The 19,731-nt window shown below is 47.1% G+C and carries 16 protein-coding genes and 1 tRNA gene; 1 reads left to right on the top strand and 16 read right to left on the bottom strand.

The window, feature by feature from the left end; translation table 11 throughout:
- Window positions 1-9 precede the first annotated feature (9 nt).
- Window positions 10-675, top strand: a complete 666-nt coding sequence (locus tag F905_RS06635) for an O-methyltransferase (protein WP_005178807.1) — start codon at window positions 10-12, stop codon at window positions 673-675.
- A 142-nt stretch (window positions 676-817) separates the two neighbouring features.
- Here F905_RS06635 and F905_RS06640 read toward each other — a convergent pair whose 3' ends face one another.
- The 16 genes from F905_RS06640 to hrpA form a co-directional block, all read right to left on the bottom strand.
- Window positions 818-1,660: a universal stress protein gene (locus F905_RS06640; RefSeq protein ID WP_005178808.1), complete on the bottom strand. Its 843-nt coding sequence runs from the start codon at window positions 1,658-1,660 to the stop codon at window positions 818-820.
- A gap of 136 nt (window positions 1,661-1,796) precedes the next feature.
- A complete protein-coding gene (locus F905_RS06645) occupies window positions 1,797-2,414 on the bottom strand; it encodes an acyltransferase (protein WP_005178809.1) in 618 nt (205 codons plus the stop codon).
- Window positions 2,407-3,006: an IMPACT family protein gene (locus tag F905_RS06650; protein ID WP_005178810.1), complete on the bottom strand. Its 600-nt coding sequence runs from the start codon at window positions 3,004-3,006 to the stop codon at window positions 2,407-2,409. Before F905_RS06650 ends, F905_RS06645 begins: the two co-directional genes overlap by 8 nt.
- Before the next feature lie 100 nt (window positions 3,007-3,106).
- Window positions 3,107-4,291: a beta-barrel domain-containing protein gene (locus F905_RS06655; RefSeq protein WP_005178811.1), complete on the bottom strand. Its 1,185-nt coding sequence runs from the start codon at window positions 4,289-4,291 to the stop codon at window positions 3,107-3,109.
- Window positions 4,288-6,426: a type I secretion system permease/ATPase gene (locus F905_RS06660; RefSeq protein WP_005178812.1), complete on the bottom strand. Its 2,139-nt coding sequence runs from the start codon at window positions 6,424-6,426 to the stop codon at window positions 4,288-4,290. Before F905_RS06660 ends, F905_RS06655 begins: the two co-directional genes overlap by 4 nt.
- Entirely contained in the window at window positions 6,423-7,964 is a 1,542-nt protein-coding gene (locus F905_RS06665; protein WP_005178813.1) for a TolC family outer membrane protein, read from the bottom strand. The genes F905_RS06660 and F905_RS06665 overlap by 4 nt, the downstream gene beginning before the upstream one ends.
- Window positions 7,965-8,106: 142 nt before the next feature.
- Entirely contained in the window at window positions 8,107-8,850 is a 744-nt protein-coding gene (gene lptB / locus F905_RS06670) for an LPS export ABC transporter ATP-binding protein (RefSeq protein WP_005178814.1), read from the bottom strand.
- Window positions 8,850-9,416, bottom strand: coding sequence for a lipopolysaccharide transport periplasmic protein LptA (lptA, locus tag F905_RS06675; protein WP_005178815.1), 567 nt, complete (start codon window positions 9,414-9,416; stop codon window positions 8,850-8,852). Before lptA ends, lptB begins: the two co-directional genes overlap by 1 nt.
- Window positions 9,406-9,948: an LPS export ABC transporter periplasmic protein LptC gene (gene lptC / locus F905_RS06680; protein ID WP_005178816.1), complete on the bottom strand. Its 543-nt coding sequence runs from the start codon at window positions 9,946-9,948 to the stop codon at window positions 9,406-9,408. The genes lptA and lptC overlap by 11 nt, the downstream gene beginning before the upstream one ends.
- A 40-nt stretch (window positions 9,949-9,988) precedes the next feature.
- Entirely contained in the window at window positions 9,989-10,528 is a 540-nt protein-coding gene (locus F905_RS06685) for a KdsC family phosphatase (RefSeq protein WP_005178818.1), read from the bottom strand.
- 3 nt (window positions 10,529-10,531) lie between these two features.
- A complete protein-coding gene (locus tag F905_RS06690; RefSeq protein ID WP_005178820.1) occupies window positions 10,532-11,509 on the bottom strand; it encodes a KpsF/GutQ family sugar-phosphate isomerase in 978 nt (325 codons plus the stop codon).
- Window positions 11,510-11,818: 309 nt separating this feature from the next.
- Window positions 11,819-11,894: transfer RNA gene (locus tag F905_RS06695), tRNA-Gly, on the bottom strand.
- A 65-nt stretch (window positions 11,895-11,959) separates the two neighbouring features.
- Window positions 11,960-13,381, bottom strand: a complete 1,422-nt coding sequence (cysS, locus tag F905_RS06700) for a cysteine--tRNA ligase (RefSeq protein ID WP_005178825.1) — start codon at window positions 13,379-13,381, stop codon at window positions 11,960-11,962.
- A gap of 127 nt (window positions 13,382-13,508) precedes the next feature.
- Window positions 13,509-14,270 (bottom strand): lysophospholipid acyltransferase family protein, encoded by a 762-nt coding sequence (locus tag F905_RS06705; RefSeq protein WP_005178826.1) that lies wholly within the window; start codon window positions 14,268-14,270, stop codon window positions 13,509-13,511.
- 10 nt (window positions 14,271-14,280) lie between these two features.
- Window positions 14,281-15,396, bottom strand: coding sequence for a beta-ketoacyl-ACP synthase III (locus F905_RS06710; protein ID WP_005178828.1), 1,116 nt, complete (start codon window positions 15,394-15,396; stop codon window positions 14,281-14,283).
- Window positions 15,397-15,426: 30 nt separating this feature from the next.
- Entirely contained in the window at window positions 15,427-19,344 is a 3,918-nt protein-coding gene (gene hrpA, locus F905_RS06715) for an ATP-dependent RNA helicase HrpA (protein ID WP_005178832.1), read from the bottom strand.
- Window positions 19,345-19,731: the final 387 nt, after the last annotated feature.

A 19,731-nucleotide genomic window follows, 5' to 3' on the forward strand; every position in this document is an offset into this window, starting at 1 on the left:
CCCCCGACTATGAAACAAATGTGGACCGACCTCGACCACTACATCGAAACACATTTAATTCCTGAAGATCCGATTCTGACCCAAACCTTAAAACATACCGATGATCGGGGTTATCCGGATCACCTTGCTGTTGCGCCCAACCAGGGCATGTTGTTACAGATGTTAATTCAGATGAACGGCTGTAAACGTATTCTGGAACTTGGTACCTTTGCTGCCTATAGCACCATGTGGCTGGCGCGTGCCTTGCCGGAAGATGGCTATATTCTGACTATTGAAGGTCGTGATGCACACGCCGCCGTGGCACAGGAAAATATTGATCAGGCCAAGCTGAAACAGACTATTGATTTGCGTGTGGGCCGCGCCGCCGATATTTTAAAAAGCCTGCCAGCTGATACTGCCCCGTTTGACTTTATTTTTATTGATGCGGATAAACAGAGCTATCCGGAATATCTGGAACTGAGCCTGAATCTGTCACGCTCCGGCACCTTAATTTTTCTGGACAATGTAATTCGCGCCGGTGACATCATCAATCCGGACAATCACAAGCCCAGCATTGAAGGCATTCGCGAGATGTTTAAGCTGATGCAGGAGCATCCACGTTTATTGTCCTCAACTGCCTTGCAAACGGTAGGCAGCAAAGGGCATGATGGCTTTGCCTTGGCCATCGTTAAATAAGGCCCAAACAGAACAAAAAACACACAAAATAATATTTATTTTATTTTTTATAAACTTACATATACTGTCCATATAGTTATCCACAATAAATGCGGATAACCTTGGACAGTAATTCATCAGATGCGTGTAAGATATTTGGGCTTTATTTCACCACCAGTAACGGCACATTGGAATTCCGGAAAATGGTGGTGGTAATACTGCCTAAGAAAAACTGATGGATTTTGCTGTGGCTAAAGGCCCCAAGCAAAATTAGCTGAATACCATGTTCACGCTGATAATCCAGAATATTCTCCGCCACATCTCCATAACGATATTCCACCACCACATCTAAACCAGCGGCTTTTAAATACTGGGTCGGCTCATTCAATATTTCCGGATGATCACCCACATACAGCAAATGACATTGCAGCAGACGCAGCAAATCACTTTGGGTGATGCGCTTCATGATTTTTAAGCAGGTTGGTGAATATTCATAAGCGAAAATAAAACGGGTTGGCGGCTTAAACTGCTCGCCCACGGTCATAACGGCACAATTGGCCCCGCGGATAAAGTTTTCGACGTTACTGCCCAGGGCTTTATTGCGTTCGGCGGAACGCTCCCCAACCCGGCCGATGACCGCAATATCATCTTCTTGCAAGACATTAAAACTTTGTTCAAGAAAATCGCCTTTTTCCTGAATCTGGGTCGGCACGATATTATATTTTTGCTGCACCATCTCGGAAATATGACGCAGCAGATTATTGCTATATTCCAGCGCAATGTCGCTCTGCTTCTGTTCCAGCTCGGCCAGTTCCTTCAATAACATGGCATTGCTTTCAAAACCAATGACCCCGCTAATTTCACCTAAGTGATAACTGGCCGGATAATAGTCCAGCACCTGTAACAGCACCAGTTCCCGCTGGGTCTGCTTGGCTATCCACGCTGCGGCTTCCGCGAGTGCATTGATACAGGGTGAAGAATCAATACAGGCAATTACTCGTTTCATTGTCGCCTCTCTTGTTGCCTGTCTGCCAGGCTTTCGTTTTAATTGTTATCTAAAACTTAGCATAAGTCCTCAGCGGATGACATGACAAAATGTAAATAAAACACAGACATTTGAAGATAGAGAGCTATGTCTGAAATTAATCACGATAACGAATCAAACGTGCCGGATTCCCCGCGACAATGGCCCGGCTTTCAATATCTTTGGTGACCATGCTGTGCATGCCGACAACCGCATGGGCACCAATTTTAATACCATCCTTAACGCCGACATGAGCACCCAGCCAGACATCGCGTTCAATTTCAATGCCCTGCGAACGCACCGGCTGCTGGTAAATCGGCTGAGCCAAATCCATGCCATGATCAAAGGCATATAAATGGCAATAGGCGGCAATACGCACCTGATCGTGAATCTTAATCCCGACCCGGCCCCCATCTAGAATACTATGATGATTAATTGCTACTTCACTGCCAATGTCCAGCGGGCCATGCAAGGTACAATCTGCAGCAATGAAGGTATTATCCCCAATAATAATTTTACGTCCCGGTTCGGCAAAAATATGCGCCAGCGGTGAAATAAAGCAGTTCTCGCCAATTTCTACCGTTTCCATCTCCATCAAATAGGCCTGATAGTCTTTTTGCCAGGCTTCGGCCCAAACCCGGTTTTTCGGTTTCAGCGACCAGTACAGCCATGGCATATAATTCAGCCGATGTTTATGCTGTTCCCGATATTTCAGCAAAGGATCATGTTCAGTCATCTGCTGGCTCCTCCATGACTTTGAGCTGTTCCCGGCCGCGGGTAACGTCCTGAATTTTTAAGGCCAAAGGCTCAATCTGATGCACCTGTAATAAGGCATTGACCTGCACGCCATCTGCCCCGTACTGTTCCTGAAACTCGATATTCTGGCTATTCAGTTCATATTGAAAAATGGCCCATTCATTAAACTGGCACTGAAACTCGACTTTTTTCTTTTCAATCAGTTCAATTTTTTCTGCCAGCAGCAGGCATTGCCCGGCACAACCGCCATAGGCACGCACTAGGCCACCGGTGCCAAGTTTAATCCCGCCATACCAGCGATTGACCAGCACCAGCACATTGGTCAGCTCATTGCCCTCAATGGTAGCCAGAATAGGTCGGCCGGCAGTGCCAGAAGGTTCACCATCATCATTAAAACGCACCTGATGGCCAATTTTCCATGCCCAGCATTGATGGGTAGTGGTCAGGTCTTTGTTGGCTTCCAGAAAATCTTTAACCGCCTGTTCGTTTTCTACCGGTACGGCAATGGCCTCAAAACGGCTCTTTTTAATATCTTCTTCAAAGCGAACAAGGGAGGCAATGGTAAATGGCATAACACAGCTAAAATGCAATAATCTCTGAAATTATAACGTGTTTTCAGGCAAATTTTGGCAATACCCCCCCCCAAACTGGGAGGTTATGTTGAGTTGACGATTAACGCTCGCGTAATGCTTCCTGGGCCTTGTTAAACGGTTTAATCAGATAATCCAGTACGGTTTTAGAACCAGTTTTAATATCAACCGTGGCCACCATTCCGGGGGTAATACTGAACTGCTGGCCAGATTTATTGGTCAGTTTATCGGTATCAGTCCGGATATAGACCCGATAATAAAACTGGTCCTGCTTGACTTCATCACGGATGGTATCCGGTGAAATCACCGTGACCTTACCCTTTAAACCGCCATAAATCGAATAATCATAGGCGGTAATTTTGACCAGTGCTTCCTGGTCTGGGCGAATAAATGCAATATCTCGCGGCGAGATCCGCGCTTCAATTAACAGCTGTTCATCTAAAGGCACAATGGTCATTAACTTGCCATTTTGCGGTACGACCCCGCCAATGGTCATCACATCAATTTCCTTGACCACACCCCGTACCGGCGACTTGAAGACTGTGCGGTTCAAGGTGTCGGACTTGCCACGTACCACCTGTTGCTGGGTCTGTACATCGGTACTGGACTTGGACAGCTCTTCACGCGCTTTGACATAATACTGGTTACGAATATCATTCATCTGGTTACGCAGGTCATTGGCCTCGCGTTTCAGACGCAGCACTTCCACCTCACTGGCCGCACCTTTGGCCACCAAGGGTTCGGTCATACGCAATTCCTGCTCGACCAGCACCAGAGCCTGCCGTAAACCGGCCAAAGATTCTTCCAGATTGGCCCGGCGCGAATTGTATAAAGCAGTTTCCTGTTGTACCAGTTTAGGCTCTTTCAGCACTTCTTCAGGAAAAACCAGAGGCGTGCCATTTACTTCAGCGCGTAACCGGGCCGAAGTGGCCAAGGAAGATACCAGCAAAGATTCCGATTCACCCACATTAGAAGCAAACCGGGTCGGGTCCAGCTGGGCCAGCACCTGCCCACGGTTAACAATTTCCCCTTCACGGACATTCAAGGTGGTGAGAATCCCGCCTTCTAAAGACTGTACCACCTGCTCTTTCGAAGATGGCACCACTTTACCGGTGCCGGTGGATACTTCTTCCAGCTTAAACAGCCAGGCCCAGAGTAGCAAAACTGCCAAGCCTATACAGATAATCCAGATAAACAGGCTGGCTTTAGGTAAAGGCGGCTCCAGCTCGGTCACCTGCATTGAACGTTTGCTTAATTGTTCACTCATGACTTCGCTCCTGCCATCTGACGTGGTTGAGATGCAGACTGATTGAGAATCTGGTCTCGTGGCCCGTCCATCACAATTTTTCCATCATTGACCACAATAATCCGGTCCACCAGCTCTAAGACTGCACGGCGATGGGTGGCCACCACCAAAGTCCGGTGCCCAAGCCACATTTTCAAATGATCAATCAGCTGTTTCTCGGAGACATCATCAATTGCAGCCGTCGGTTCATCCAGCAATAAAATATTCGGCTGACGTAGCAGCAAACGTGCCAGCAGCAAGGCCTGTTTCTGGCCGCCAGAGAACCCCACACCACCTTCCAGAATCAGATGGTCCAGCCCTTCTTTCTTTTCCTGCACAAAGGCCAGCGCACCGGTAATTCGAAGTGCCTGTAAAATATCGTCATCATTGGCCAATGGTGCACCCAAAGTCAGGTTTTCCCGTACCGTGCCAAAAAACAGATGTGCATTCTGATTCAATAGCCCCATATCACGGCGTACATCAGCAGGATCAATCAGGCCCAACTCTACGCCATCGAGTTTAATTTTGCCCTGATTCGGGGTTTGCATGCCGGAAAAAAGCTGCAACAAGGTAGATTTCCCGGCACCATTACGACCCAGAATGGCAATTTTTTCACCAGCTTTAATTTCGAGCTTGGGCACCATCAAGGTCGGTTTAGGATCATCTTCGCCATATTTAAAGCTGACCCCGCTTAATTCATAATGACCATTTAACACCGGACGATGAATTAAGTGGCTATGTTCCGGCTGATCAACCGGTTTTTTCATTAATTCATCCAGTCCCTGTTTCGCCACTTTGGCCTGTTGCAAACGGCCCAGCACGCCGGCAATCTGTGAAATTGGTGCCAGCATCCGTGAAGATAAAATTGAACAAGCCACCAGAGCACCGGTGGTCATTTCTCCATCCATCACCGCAAAACAGCCGACCAGCACCACAATTGCAAAGGTCAGCCCCTGAATTTTCTGGGTCCAGGCCGTCATCACCCCAACAATTTTACGCTGACGCATAGCAAAATCGGCGGAGACTTCATTCATATGATTCCACTGGTTCTGGAAGCGGGCTTCGGCGCGTAATAACTTGATGTCTTCAATGCCCTGTACCGATTCCACCAGCATGGCATTGCGGATTGCTCCTTCACGCATCCCCTCATTAGCCAGTTTAGCCAGAGGCTTTTGCGCCAGAATACCGGGAATAATCATGAGCGGTACCACAATCAGCATCACCCAGAACAGGTTCCCGCCAATCACCCAGAACACGCCTAGGAACAGCAGGAAGAAAGGCAAATCAGCGATTGCAGAAATGGTGGTCGACGTCACCAGTTCACGCACCCCTTCCAGTTCACGAATTTGTGAAATAAAGGTCCCGGTCGATTTAGAGCGTTCACTGTTTTTAATCCGTAGCGCATGTCCATATACCCGATCTGAAATACGCAGATCAGCGCGCTTGCCGATAATATCGGAGAGGTAAATCCGTGCGACCCTTAAACTAAACTCGAAAATGGCCGCAATCAGCACCCCACCTGCCAACACCCACAAAGTGGGAACCGATTGTGCCGGAATTACCCGGTCATAGACATTCATCGAAAACAGGATGGTGGCCAGCGCCAGAATATTGGCCATCAGGGAGGCAAACATTACATCGATATAACGTTTCCAGTCCCGCAGCACAATTGACCAGAACCAGTTGTCTTCATAGGGTTTGACATATTCATCTACCCGCGCATCGGGAACCGATTTTTCCGGACGCAGGATATAGACATGCCGCACATGCTCAGTCAAGGTGTCGCTGGCCAGCATTTGTGACAAACCCTGATCACCACTGAACTGAATACTCAGGTTACCCTCAGCATCGACCTTGTCAATTACGCCCACCTGACCATCCTGGAATTCAACCAGTACCGGCAAACGCCAGGGATTGATCACTTCGGCGCTAAAGTCGGTTTTGCGCAGACTTAGGCCCACCTGACGGGCAATCAGATTTAAAATATCATCAATATTCTGGTTCGGATTCCAGTCCAGCTGCAAGCGGATACGTTCTGCGGATGGTTCAATCCGGTAATGCTTGGCAATGCTCAGCACTGCTTGAAGCCACGGTTGATAATTTATTTTAGTACTCATGGCTGAACTTCAAGCCCCTGAATGGATATATGGTTTAAATCATAAATATCGCGTGTCCGTCCGGTAATGGAGATATAGCGCGCAATGGCGGCATAAATATCAAAACGCGTATTTTCAATTTCCTGGGCGGCACTATGAATTGCCTGTTCGGCATTCAGTAAATCGACAGCTGAGCGCGTGCCTAATTTATATTGTTCCTGATACAGCTCTTTGGTCTGGATGGTGGTGGCCTGACGCTTGACCAGAATATTCATCTGGCGCTGCTTGTTCTGGATTTCTTCACGCAGCATGCGGGTTTCATCCAGCACCTCTAGATACACACTATTGACCCGTGCCTTGGCCGCTTCTTCTGCATAACTGGCCGCCCGGGTTTGTGACGCAATTGCGCCGCCCTGATAAAAGTTGCTATTGGCTTCCAGCATGATCGAATTATAGAGGCCATCATCTTCATTGTTATTTGGATTACGACCATTGATGGCCTGACTTATAGAACCTTTCACATTTAAAGTGGGATAAGCACTTAAACGTGATTGCTGCTTACGTAATTTGGCCACTTCAACTTCAGCCTGAGCAGCCATTAGTCCGGGAATCTGCTGAAAAACCGGCTCTGAATATAATTGCGCCTCTTTCACCAGCCGCTCTGGAATCTGCCAGTTACGCTGATGAACCTCAAACCCGACCAAGGTGCGCAGCTTTTGCTGAAATTGGCGCAGCTGGGTTTGCTGCACAATTAAATTGGCTTCCGCAGCTTCCAGATTGGAACGGGCCTGAATCGGGTCGGCCTGGGTACTAATCCCGGCCTCGGCACGTAAATTGGTGATTTCCGCAATGCGGGCAATCCCCTGAATCTGCTCTTCAGCAATACGGGTAATTTCCTGATAGCGTTTGATATTAATCATGGCATTGGCAGTCTGGTAAGCAATATCATCAATACTGACCAGCACATTGGCCTGCTCTGCGGCCAAACGGGCCTGTTCCAAGTTGACACTGCTTTTGACCTTGCCAAAATCATAAAGCATTTGCGTGGCATTCAGGCTCAGCAGCTGACGGCCGCGCTCGCCTTTGGTCAGGTCTGCTGTGGAAATACCACCAGATAATTGCGGATAATAACCGGACTTCGCCACATCAATACTGGCATTCTGGGCTGCCAAAGTGGAAATGGCCTGGGTAATTTCAGGATGACGCTGAACAGCGGTCCGAATGGTGTCATTAAAACTTAAAGGCTGTTGCACAGAGGATCGGGCTGATGCCGCTGTTTCTGAAACAGATGATGCTGGTACTGCCCGGGGCATTTCCTGAATATTTTGTGTATCGAGCTGAAACTGGCTCAGTTCACTAATACGGACACGAGTAAAATTCTGGTCAGATTGCGGGGTAAATAAACGTGCCACGCTCTGTTGAAGTGTTTGCCGTTCTGAAGTCGTCGTTTCAGCATAAAGCGACTGGCTCAGCAGTCCGCTCAGCCATAAAGCCTGCCACAGTAGCGTCTGCCTGAATAATTTATTTTTATGAACTGTTAAGCTCTTGCAACCCATCATTGTCGTCATTCAAACTAATATTTTGAAATATTTTTAAAATTGTAAATGTTTTTAAGCTAGTTTTTTATACTTTTGTTAATTATAAAACGCTTTCAGGATAAAACACATACAACAAATAACAATTATATGTGTTTTTCACCAACTACACCTTAAAATCTTCGCCCAAGTAGACCTGTTTCACAGTTTCATTTTCCAGAATTTCCTGTGGGGTTCCTTCGGCAATCACTGCACCTTCACTGACAATATAAGCACGCTCACAAATTGCCAATGTTTCGCGCACGTTATGATCGGTAATTAATACACCAATTCCGCGATCTTTAAGGGTGCTAATAATATCTTTAATATCCCCGACAGAAATCGGGTCCACCCCGGCAAAAGGTTCATCCAGCAACATAAATTTCGGATCGGCAGCCAGAGCACGGGCAATTTCCGCACGACGTCGCTCACCACCGGAGACACTCATGCCCAGTGAATCTTTAATATGGGTAATTTTAAAATCAGCCAGCAGTTCGGTTAAACGCTGCTGACGCTGCTGCTTGTTTAAGTCTTTACGGGTTTCCAGAATCGACATGATATTTTCAGCAATGGTCAGTTTTCTGAAAATTGACGCCTCTTGTGGCAGGTAACCAATGCCTTTGCGCGCACGTTCATGCATGGCCAGGTCAGATAAATCCAGTTCATCCAGATGAATTTCCCCCTTGTCCATACGTACCAAGCCAACCACCATATAGAAGCTGGTGGTTTTACCAGCACCATTTGGGCCAAGCAGTCCAACAATCTGGCCACTTTGCATACAGAAAGAAACATCTTTCACCACCCAGCGCTTACTGTAGTTTTTGGCCAGGTGTTTGATTGTCAGAGTTTGTGGCTGTACGACCTGATCCATTAATCGCGTGCTCCCGGGAATGATTTTGAACTGGATGGTGGAATCACAATCTGTACGCGACCTGAAGATGATCCGGTGTTGTTTGGCGTACCAATGGCTTCAATATCGCCTTTGTTCATACTATAACGCAAGGTATTGCCGCGAATACTGGCCCCATCCTGCTGTAAAAATGCCCCGCCCGACAAAGTAATAATACCGGTTTCCGCATTGTAGACAATTTTCTGCGCCTGACCTTTGGCCAGACCTTTATTCGGGTCAGTCTTTTGCTGGAACTGTGCCGGACTACCATTGGCGGTAATGGTGCTGATTTCTTTTTTACTGTTCAGATTGGCCACAATTGAATTGGCCTGCAAGCGCATTGTGCCCTGCTCGATAATCACATTACCGGTATAGGTGGTAATACCGGTACGCTCATTAAATGTCGCACGGTCAGCCACCAGGGTAATTGGCTGGTTCCGGTCTGAAGGCAAGGCCCAGGCTGTAGCTGAGGACAATACTGCCAAACCTACAAGCGCGGCTTTCTTCAGGAAAGTACGAGGTGTTGCAAGCTTCGGATTAACGTTCATATGTTCCTCGAATATTAAAAAATTCGTATTGACCATCATTCAAATTGGCTTTCAGTCCTTGGCTTACAAATTCAGCTTGTGGAGACTGCACCATCACCTGTTTATCGGTTTCAATTTCCCGACTGTCCGGATAGCCCGTCAATTCTGTCGTCTGCAGTTCTAATTGACCTTGCGCTAAAATTTTGGTGGCACGTACCTGGTCAGATAACACTACTTTTTCATTGTCATTATAGCCATGTGCCTGCTTGGCATAAAAAGTGGCATCAACTTTCCCTTCTTTATACATCGACGCATTCAGGTTCTGTAATTGAGAGGTCTGCTTTTGCATATCCTGCTCTAAACGGTCAACCTGAGCGCGAACATATAAATTCCCCTGTTCATCGGTTTGAGTCAGGTTAATCTGCTCCGCCGTATAGGTCATACTTCTGGAACCCTCGGTATCCAGTTTATTGCCTTTACCGCTGTAATAGTAATAACCACCACTTACAGCTGCAATTGCAATCGCAGTAATATATAAAACTCGGGTATCCATAAGTGGGGTTTTAACTCAACTCAATCAGAGGAATATCTTATTAATGAGGGATCGCGGTATACTTTTCAAGTAACTGTTCGTATACGCCTTTTGACATTAGGATCATATCGCAGATTTCACGTACCGCACCGCGGCCACCCTGCGCCTGAGTCACCAGATCAGCACGACGACGCACTTCAACATGACCATTCGGCACCGTGACTTTCATCCCGGCAATGGCAAAGGCAGATAAATCTGGCCAGTCATCGCCCATATACAGACAGTCTTCTGGTGCCAGATTCAGCTGGGCACAGGCTTCACGTAAAGCTACGCCTTTATCTTCACGGCCCTGATAAATCAGGTCCACACCCAAGGCATTCATACGTTTTTCAACAATATGGCTGGTACGCCCGGTAATGATGATGACTTTCACCCCGGCCTGCTGCACCAGTTTCATGCCCAGACCATCACGAATATCAAAGTTTTTAATTTCATCACCGCTATTGGTTAAGGTAACAAAGCCATCACTTAAAATACCATCGACATCTAAAACCAAAGCCTCAACGTGACGTGCCTGTTCCAATAAAATATACGATGCCATTTTTTAATTTACCCCGGCCTGAATCAGGTCATGCATACTGATCACACCAATCACCTGATGTGCATCATTGACCACTACAAATTGATTAATTTTTTTATCGCGTAACTGTGCCAGTGCTTCAACCGCACGGGCTTCCTGAGAAATGGTCGCAGGCTGCTTGATCATGACTTCAGCCACCGGCAGATGAATATCAAAGCCCTGCTGTTTGTCGATTAAACGGCGCAAATCACCATCAGTGAAAATTCCCAATAAGGTGTCCTGTTCATCCACCACCGTGGTCAGCCCCAAACGCTTGTCGGAAATTTCATACAGCACTTTGTTCATTGGGGTTTCTGGCGCGACTTTTGGCAGCTCGGCGCCGGTATGCATTAAGTGTTTGACATGCAACAGCAAGCGTTTACCCAAAGCACCCGCAGGATGGGAACGGGCGAAATCATCTGCGGTAAACCCACGCGCATCAAGTAAGGCCACAGCCAGTGCATCCCCTAAGGCCAATGTTGCGGTGGTGCTCGAGGTCGGTGCCAGACCCAGTGGGCAGGCTTCCTGAATGTTCCCTAAAGTTAAAGCCACATCGGCATTTTGTGGCATTGGGCCGCTGTCATCTCCGCTGATGGTAATTAACGGCACTTGCAGATGTTTGATGAGCGGCATCAGCATCATGATTTCATCACTTTTGCCAGAATTGGAGATGGCAATCAGCACATCACCCCGTACCAGCATGCCTAAATCGCCATGTCCTGCTTCGCCCGGATGCATAAAGAATGAAGGTGTACCGGTCGAGGCAAAAGTCGCCGCCATTTTACGGCCAATATGCCCGGATTTCCCCATACCGGTGATCACCACACGGCCTTTACATTGCAAAATAATTTCGCAGGCGCGGCTAAAGCGCTCGTCAATTTGTGTGGCCAGTGTTTGCAGAGCTTGTTCTTCTATACGCAAGGTACTGAGCGCCACACCTTGAAAATCAATCGGGTTTGACATGTTTTCAGAATTCAAATTTTTAACCTTCGTTCAGGGCTGAACGGTCTTCATTCAAGCAGAAATTAATTTTCGCAATTTTAGCATATCTATGCAAATGTCACGTTTTTAAATGTATAAGATTTCACACGATTTCTTCATGATTCCGCCTGTTGTTGATAAACCACAGCACAGGAAGATGGTGAACATGAGTCTCATTTTTTAGCTCAGGCAGTTAAGCTAAGTTTGAGTGTAGATAATGGATAATGTTTCATATCTGGATAAAAACGCATAAAAAAAGCCTCAATCATTTGACTGAGGCTTTTAAAATTTTGGAGCGGGAAACGAGACTCGAACTCGCGACCCCAACCTTGGCAAGGTTGTGCTCTACCAACTGAGCTATTCCCGCAATATGGAAGTGCATTATAGAGAGTTTCATACAACTGTCAACTCTTTATGCTTCCAAGTGGCGATTTAATCAGCACGACGCCAAACGGTACCTTGACGGGTATCTTCCAGCACTACGCCCTGATCGAGCAAAGACTGACGGATTTCATCGGCACGGGTAAAGTTTTTGTCTTTTTTGGCATCTTTACGCTGTTGAATCAGATCTTCAATCTGTTCTTCAGATAAACCAAGTGCATCCTGGCCAATGTCTGACTTCAGGAATTCATCGACATTGTGCTGTACTAAACCAAGAATATTGGTCAGATGACGCAAGGTAGCATAGAAGATTGCTGCCTGTTCGGCATTTTCTTCTTTCACCGCGCGGTTCAGTTCTTTATTGACTTCAAACAGCACTGCAATCGCTTCCGCGGTATTAAAATCATCCCGCATTGCGGTATTAAAGCGTTCGACCAATGTGTCATCTAGCGTTTCTAACAGCTTGTCGCCATACACGGCCTGATAGGCTTTAAATGAATGATAGAAACGGGACAGCGCCGTCTTAGCTTCTTTTAGTGCTACATCCGAGAAGTTCACCGGACTACGATAGTGTGAAGACACGATGAAATAACGGATCACTTCCGGATGGAATTTCTCCATCACATCCCGAATGGTGAAGAAGTTGCCGAGCGATTTTGACATTTTCTCGCCATCGACATTAATAAAGCCCACATGCATCCAGTAATTAACATACTGCTCACCGGTAGAGGCTTCAGACTGGGCAATTTCATTTTCATGATGCGGGAACATCAGGTCTGAACCACCACCATGAATATCAAAATGATTGCCCAGGCAGCAGGTCGACATCGCCGAACATTCAATATGCCAGCCCGGACGACCTTTGCCCCACGGTGATGGCCAAGCCGGTTCATTTTCTTTGGCATGTTTCCAGAGCACAAAGTCAAATGGATGTTTTTTCTCTACTTCGACATCGACACGCTCTGAAGCACCAGCCTGCATATCTTCCAGTTTACGACCGGATAAACGGCCATATTTTGCAAATTTTTCAACCTGGAAATAAACATCACCATTTGAAGCCGGATAAGCGGTGCCCTTGTCAACCAGATTGCCAATCATGTTTTGCATCTGGTCGATATAGTCAGTGGCACGCGGTGCTTCATCCGGAGCCAGACAGCCAAGGCTTTCTGCATCTTCATTCATGGCCTGAATAAAGCGGTCGGTTAAAGCGGTAATACTCTCGCCATTTTCATTGGCACGTTTGATAATTTTGTCGTCAATATCGGTAATATTACGCACATATTTGACTTTCCAGCCCTGACTCCGCAAGAAACGGATGATGTAGTCAAATGCAACCATGACACGCGCGTGACCAATATGACAGTAGTCATACACGGTCATACCGCAGACATACATGTCGATCTGTCCATCGACGCGTGGCACGAATTCTACTTTTTTGCGCTGCTCTGAGTTATAGAGAACAAATGGTTGCATAGCTGTTCAAAAGACTTCAAATAAAAGGATGGTTCATCTTAACCTAAGCATTATTTTTCATAAAGTTTTCTCGTTATTTTTATCAAAAATCACTTATGCGGGCTTAAACTCAGGCACAACCCGGCTATTATGAGGATGAGTGCCCAGTTGAACGGGCTTTTAGCTGCGCTAAGCTCTGGTAAATTTGCTGAGCGATTTCCTCTCGCAGCGTGGTCAAATCTTCAGAACCTAATCTCTGCCCGACCTCTACCGGTGGCAAAAACTGAAAATAAAAAGGTACCCGCTTGGGAATCAGGTGTTTCGGTAATGATGGAATCACATCGCCATGACGTAATAATTTATCCAGTTGAGGGACTTTGAGCAGTTTCTGAAACAGACGATGCTGCACCACGGTTCTGGTATCAAAACCAAACTCGAAAATATCATCAGGGCCAAAGGCAGCAAAAGGAATAATGTCGTACTGAAATTCCTGTGCCAACTGTAAAAAGCCGTAGCGCTGTTTCCAGATCAATTGATACTGCTCACCCGGATGTTTCAGCACTTCACGTCCGCCACCCGGAAAGACCAGAATCGAATAGCCCTGCTGCATCAAGGCACGCACATATTCACGCTGGCCATCGACTGCGCCGAACTTTTTGACAATATCGCGCCAGATTGGCAAATAAAAATGGCTGTGGTCGGCAATACTAACCACAGCCACCTGATGTTCATTGAACAGATAATCAATAATAACGGGGGCATCAAAAATCCCGTAAAGGGAATGATTGCCCACATACATGGCAGGTCGGGATGCATCAATATATTCACTGCCTAAAAAGGTCGGCGTGAAATAGCGTTTAGATAAGGCGCTCAGCGTCTTGATCCATTTTGCATCATGCTGGACCTGCAATCTCTGCCCCTTAAACCACGTGTTTTTGTACCAGGATACAGCCCACCGAGTAGCCGGCACCAAATGAACATAACACGCCATATTCGCCATCATTCACTTCATGCGCAGTACGATGCAAGGCAATGATGACCCCGGCAGATGAAGTATTGGCAAACTCATCAAGAATAATTGGCACCAACGCCGGATCTGCTTCCGCAGCCGCTTTACCAACCACCAGTTTCAGAATCAGTTCGTTCATGCTGGCATTGGCCTGATGCAACCAGAAACGTTTTACATCGGCTGGTGCAATCGCATTTTTCTCCAGCTGCGCGGTAATCATTTTCGCAACCAGTGGACACACTTCTTTAAAGACTTTACGGCCGTCCTGACGGAAACGCTTGTCATCAATATCGGCATTTTCAGACAGATTCAGGAAACCGAAGTTGTTACGGATGTTGTTCGAGAACTGGGTAAATAACTGAGTGTCCACAATTTCAAAACCGGTTTTGCTGTCGGTGTCTTCAATAATTGACGCAGTGGCAACATCGCCAAAAATAAAGTGGCTGTCACGCGAACGGAAATCATTGTGTGCCGATGTAATTTCGACATTCACCAGCAAGACACGGCGCGCACCGCTTTTAATGGCATCATACGCCTGTTTTAAACCAAAGGTTGCTGCTGAACAGGCCACGTTCATGTCATAGGCATAGCCCTGAATCCCGAGTGCAGTCTGAATTTCAATGGCCACCGCCGGATAGGCACGCTGCATATTCGAGCAGGCCAGAATCACCACATCAATGTCTTCAGCCGCGACACCGGCATTTTCCATTGCCTGTTTGGCTGCAATTACGCCCCACTCGGCCTGAAGCGAGATTTCATCATCAGCGCGTTCTTTTAAATGTGGACGTAAACGGTTTGGATCAAGCAGACCGGTTTTCTCTGACACGTAGCGACGTTTCACGCCAGAGGCTTTTTCAATAAATTCTGCACTTGAGCCACGGCGTGCTTCTAACTCGCCCGCTGCAATTTTGTCAGCATTGGCCGAGTTATACTGTTCCACATAAGCATTTAAACTTTCAACTAACTCTTCATTGGTAATGACATCTTCAGGATGGAATAAGCCCGTACCGGTAATGCGAATGCCCATGTAAAACTCCTTTTTGAAATTCTCTCTATCTTAACCGATTCCCAGCTTTTCCCATACTTTTTGTAGCCGGTTTGGCGAAATTGGCATCTTGGTCTTCATTGGCTGCGAGAATAACGAGATGCGCAATTCTTCCACCATAAAGTACAATTCTTTCAAGCGGCTGTCATTTTTAAACTTGAACAGTTTGTCCATCCACGGGTCAATCTGCACAATGGCGGCATCATCACGTTGCAGGTTATTCGGCAAACGTTCCAAACGCAGCACCAGCGCTTTCAGATAACGTGGATATTCGCTCCAGACGTCTGCTGGCTTGTTATACACGAAATCGGCCAGGTTCATGAGGTCCAGCTGATCTTCAATATCATCCATATTTTTGGCAAAGACCGACTCATCCAGCATCAGCAGTTTACGGCGGATATCCTGCCATTGAATATAAATCTCATTAAAGCTGAACAGCGCTTTCTGTCCATGACTGAGGAATGATTTTTTTACCTCAAGTAGCAGCGTTTGGAACTGTTCAGCGTTGACTGGCAAGTCATCAATTGACATCTGCAAGGTGGCATAGACCAGCATCTGTTCCAGCTGTGCTTTATCGCCCAACGGAGAATAAGCCAGCGCCAGCGGTTTAGAAATCTGTTTTTTCAGCTGGCGGATTAAATCACCCAGCTGCATATGAATCAGGCGAATCACGCCGGCCCGATGCTGTTTAATTGCCTCTGCCTGATCATTAAAGGTTTGAATCACCACACCAGATTCATCTTTCTGTTCCAGCGCAGCAAAGTCTTTGGTCGGTACCAGCGCCTGATACTGCTTGACCACCACGCCAGTGACTTTTTGCGAGGCTTCAAACACAAAGTTGTCAGGGAAGGTTTTAAATTCACCTTTCAGCTGTTTCACCGGACTATGGGTTTCGGTGCGGCAGCGGGCTTTCAACTCGCTCAGGTCACGGCCCTGTTCGATGACTCGGCCTTTTTCATCAATCACTTTAATAAACGGCAGCAGATACTGATCGATCCGTTCAAAGCTAAAGTCTTTTTCAGTGATCTGATCGCCGCGCAGCTGAAAAGCTAGGAAGCTGAAAATATGCTCACGCAGATGTGTCGCATCAATTCGCGCAGTCAGTTTGCGCGCAGTATCCGGAATTGGCACCAGGTTACGGCGTTTATCTTTCGGTAAGGCTTTAAGTAGCGCTTCAATCAGCTCTTCACGCCAGCCCGGAATCCCCCAGGACCAGATGTTTTCATCGACCTGTGGCAGGGCCTGAACCGGAATTTTTACCGTTGCGCCATCTTCATCATGGCTCGGATCAAAACGGTAGCTAGCCGCCAGACGCAATTCGCCATTACGCAGATAATCCGGGAATTGCTGCGTGGTCGGGCGATCATTCAGCCACAAGGCATCATCATCAACAAATAAATAACGTGGCTCTTTCGGCTCGACGGTCGCGCGCCAGTCTTCAAAAGAACGGCGGCTGGCCACATCTGTCGGCACTTTTGCGGCATAGAACTGATAGATGGTTTCTTCATCTACCACCAGATCGCGGCGGCGCAGCTTGTCTTCGACCCGCTCCACTTCTTCCAGTTTGAGTAAATTATGCTTTAAGAACGGCGGCATAATTCCCAAGTTACCGGTAGTCAAGGCATCGCGCAGGAAAATCTCATGCGCCGCCGGCTGATCGACCTTTTCATAATTCACCTGACGTTTCGGTTCAATGATTAAACCAAACAGTGAAATCTGATCATAGGCATTGACCACTCCGGCTTTTTTCGACCAGTGCGGTTCAAAATAATGATGTTTTAACAGATCACGCGCCGCCAGAAGAATCCACTCCGGCTCAATTTTGGCCAGGGTTCGCAAATACACCTGTGAGGTTTCCACCATCTCAAAGGCCATCACCCACGGGGTATTGGTCTTATGCAAGGTTGAGGCTGGGAAAACCCGCGCTTTTTGCTGACGCACCGCCATAAACACATTACGTTCATCGGTTTTATTGGCAATAAACGATAACAGTCCGGTTAATAAAGCCCGGTGCAGATTTTCATAACTGGCTTTCTTTTCATTGAAAGACAGTTTTAACCCCTGTGCCAGATCGACCAGCTGCTCATGGGTTTTCTTCCATTCACGTAAACGTAACCAGCTCAGGAAATGGTTACGGGCAAAGCTTCGGCGCTTGTTTTCACTCAAGTCACGATTGGCCAGCAAGGCATCCCAGAGTTTGAGATAAAACAGGAAATCGGAATCGGCTTCACGGAACAAGGCATGTTTTTGATCGGCCTGCATCTGTTTGTCGGCCGGGCGTTCCCGTGGGTCCTGCACCGCCAGTGCCGCCACAATTACCAGAATTTCATTTAAGGCACCAAAATGTGCCCCGCCCAGAATCATTCGTGCCAGACGTGGATCAATCGGCATTTTTGCCATTTGCTGGCCAATTTTGGTTAAGGAATCTCCCCCAACCCCTCTTTTAGACAGAGGGAGATTATTATTTTCGTCAGTCGCTTTAGACGGATTCGCTTTCTTCTCCGTCATTGCGCCAAGCTCAATCAAAAGCTTGCGACCATCATTGACCAGTCGATGATCTGGGGGCTCGATAAAATCAAAATCTTCCAGCGAACCGAGGCCCAGACTTTGCATCTGCAAAATCACCGAAGCTAAGTTGGTGCGTTTAATTTCCGGTTCGGTAAATTCCGGACGGCTTAAGAAATCTTCTTCCGAATACAGACGGATACAGACACCCGGTGCAATACGGCCACAACGACCTTTACGCTGATTGGCTGCGGCTTGCGAAACTGCTTCAATGGGCAAACGCTGTACACGTGAACGATAGTTATAACGTGAAATCCGGGCAAAACCACTGTCAATCACATAGCGGATATTCGGTACAGTTAACGCCGTTTCCGCGACGTTGGTAGCAATAATAATCCGTCGGCCACCGCCCGATGGATTAAAGATTTTCTGCTGCTCGGCCAGGGCCAGACGTGCATATAGCGGCAACACTTCCGTATGGCGCGGGCCATGCTTGATCAAGGTTTCCTGTAATTCACGAATTTCCTGCTCGGTGCTGGCAAACACCAGAATATCGGCATGTTCAGGATGACCTTTTTCCTGTGCATCGGCAAAGCATTCTTCCACCGCCTGCACTACCGCACGCGGCAGGTTTTCTTCAAAGTCATCAAACTCATCATCATCACTGCCGCCAATGCTCAGTTCGGAAATGGGACGGTAACGCACTTCGACCGGATAGCTGCGCCCTTCAACTTCAAAAATCGGCGCGCCATTAAAGTAATTGCTGAAACGGTTTACGTCCAAGGTCGCTGAGGTAATGATCACTTTGAGATCTTTACGCCGTGGCAACAGCTGCTTTAAATAACCCATGATGAAGTCAATATTCAGGGAACGTTCATGCGCTTCATCAATAATAATGGTGTCGTATTTGCTTAAGTAACGGTCATTGGCCAGCTCTGCCAATAAAATACCATCGGTCATTAAGCGGACAAGCGAATCCTGCGAGCCCTGTTCATTAAAACGGACTTTAAAGGAAATGGATTCACCAAGTTTTTCACCGACTTCTTCGGCAATCCGCTGCGAGACACTGCGCGCGGCCAGACGACGCGGCTGGGTATGACCAATCAGACCGGTTAAACCGCGCCCGGCCAGCATGGCAATTTGCGGCAACTGGGTAGTTTTCCCCGAACCGGTTTCCCCCGCCACAATAATCACCTGATGTTTTTGAATTGCCTCAACCAGCTTGTCGGCGTATTGGGTGACCGGCAAATCCTGATTCAGTTTGATGTTTGGAATACGGCCCAGGCGTTCCCGAACTTTCAGATTGGATTTTTCAAATAGCTCAGAATATTGTTTTTCATTTGCATCTTTTCCTTTACGCAGTCGATTTAAAGGATGACGGTCACGCGCCATAACGAGTTGATCTACATTTAAATGACTCTGCACAGAACAAGATTCCTAATTTAAATAAAAAAATATCAATCGGCTATTTTACGCTGTAATGACAGCCAGCGGAAGAATCCGCCCATGAAATGAACGAACAGACCCTCCAGCCTGTCTGCTTTTGCAGCGAATCCGCTGTCCGCAAACTGAGTACGGTGGCTTCTAGATTGTGACGATGACGAACATTTCCAAGCAGTCTGCCTAAAAATAAAAAATATTTTTGCTTTACCCTTGAATTTTACCGAGCTTGACATCATGTTTGATGAGGAATGAAAAAGGTGTACTTTTTAATTGTCATGTGGTCATCATATTTTTCGGCTACATAATAATACACACCGCCTGAATATGGCTTAAACAATCATCAATTCGGTTTTTCCGATGGTGGTAATG

The sequence above is a fragment of the Acinetobacter sp. CIP 53.82 genome (assembly GCF_000369465.1).
In the GTDB taxonomy this organism is placed as follows: domain Bacteria; phylum Pseudomonadota; class Gammaproteobacteria; order Pseudomonadales; family Moraxellaceae; genus Acinetobacter; species Acinetobacter indicus.

Excerpts from the sequence above, each read along its gene's own strand:
- F905_RS06710 (WP_005178828.1), bottom strand. The coding sequence starts at position 15,396 with ATGGGCATTCGCATTACCGGTACGGGCTTATTCCATCCTGAAGATGTC.
- F905_RS06655 (WP_005178811.1), bottom strand. The coding sequence starts at position 4,291 with ATGAGTGAACAATTAAGCAAACGTTCAATGCAGGTGACCGAGCTGGAG.
- F905_RS06685 (WP_005178818.1), bottom strand. The coding sequence starts at position 10,528 with ATGGCATCGTATATTTTATTGGAACAGGCACGTCACGTTGAGGCTTTG.
- F905_RS06635 (WP_005178807.1), top strand. The coding sequence starts at position 10 with ATGAAACAAATGTGGACCGACCTCGACCACTACATCGAAACACATTTA.
- cysS (WP_005178825.1), bottom strand. The coding sequence starts at position 13,381 with ATGCAACCATTTGTTCTCTATAACTCAGAGCAGCGCAAAAAAGTAGAA.
- F905_RS06645 (WP_005178809.1), bottom strand. The coding sequence starts at position 2,414 with ATGACTGAACATGATCCTTTGCTGAAATATCGGGAACAGCATAAACAT.
- F905_RS06650 (WP_005178810.1), bottom strand. The coding sequence starts at position 3,006 with ATGCCATTTACCATTGCCTCCCTTGTTCGCTTTGAAGAAGATATTAAA.
- F905_RS06660 (WP_005178812.1), bottom strand. The coding sequence starts at position 6,426 with ATGAGTACTAAAATAAATTATCAACCGTGGCTTCAAGCAGTGCTGAGC.
- lptB (WP_005178814.1), bottom strand. The coding sequence starts at position 8,850 with ATGGATCAGGTCGTACAGCCACAAACTCTGACAATCAAACACCTGGCC.
- F905_RS06690 (WP_005178820.1), bottom strand. The coding sequence starts at position 11,509 with ATGTCAAACCCGATTGATTTTCAAGGTGTGGCGCTCAGTACCTTGCGT.
- F905_RS06640 (WP_005178808.1), bottom strand. The coding sequence starts at position 1,660 with ATGAAACGAGTAATTGCCTGTATTGATTCTTCACCCTGTATCAATGCA.
- lptA (WP_005178815.1), bottom strand. The coding sequence starts at position 9,416 with ATGAACGTTAATCCGAAGCTTGCAACACCTCGTACTTTCCTGAAGAAA.
- lptC (WP_005178816.1), bottom strand. The coding sequence starts at position 9,948 with ATGGATACCCGAGTTTTATATATTACTGCGATTGCAATTGCAGCTGTA.
- F905_RS06665 (WP_005178813.1), bottom strand. The coding sequence starts at position 7,964 with ATGATGGGTTGCAAGAGCTTAACAGTTCATAAAAATAAATTATTCAGG.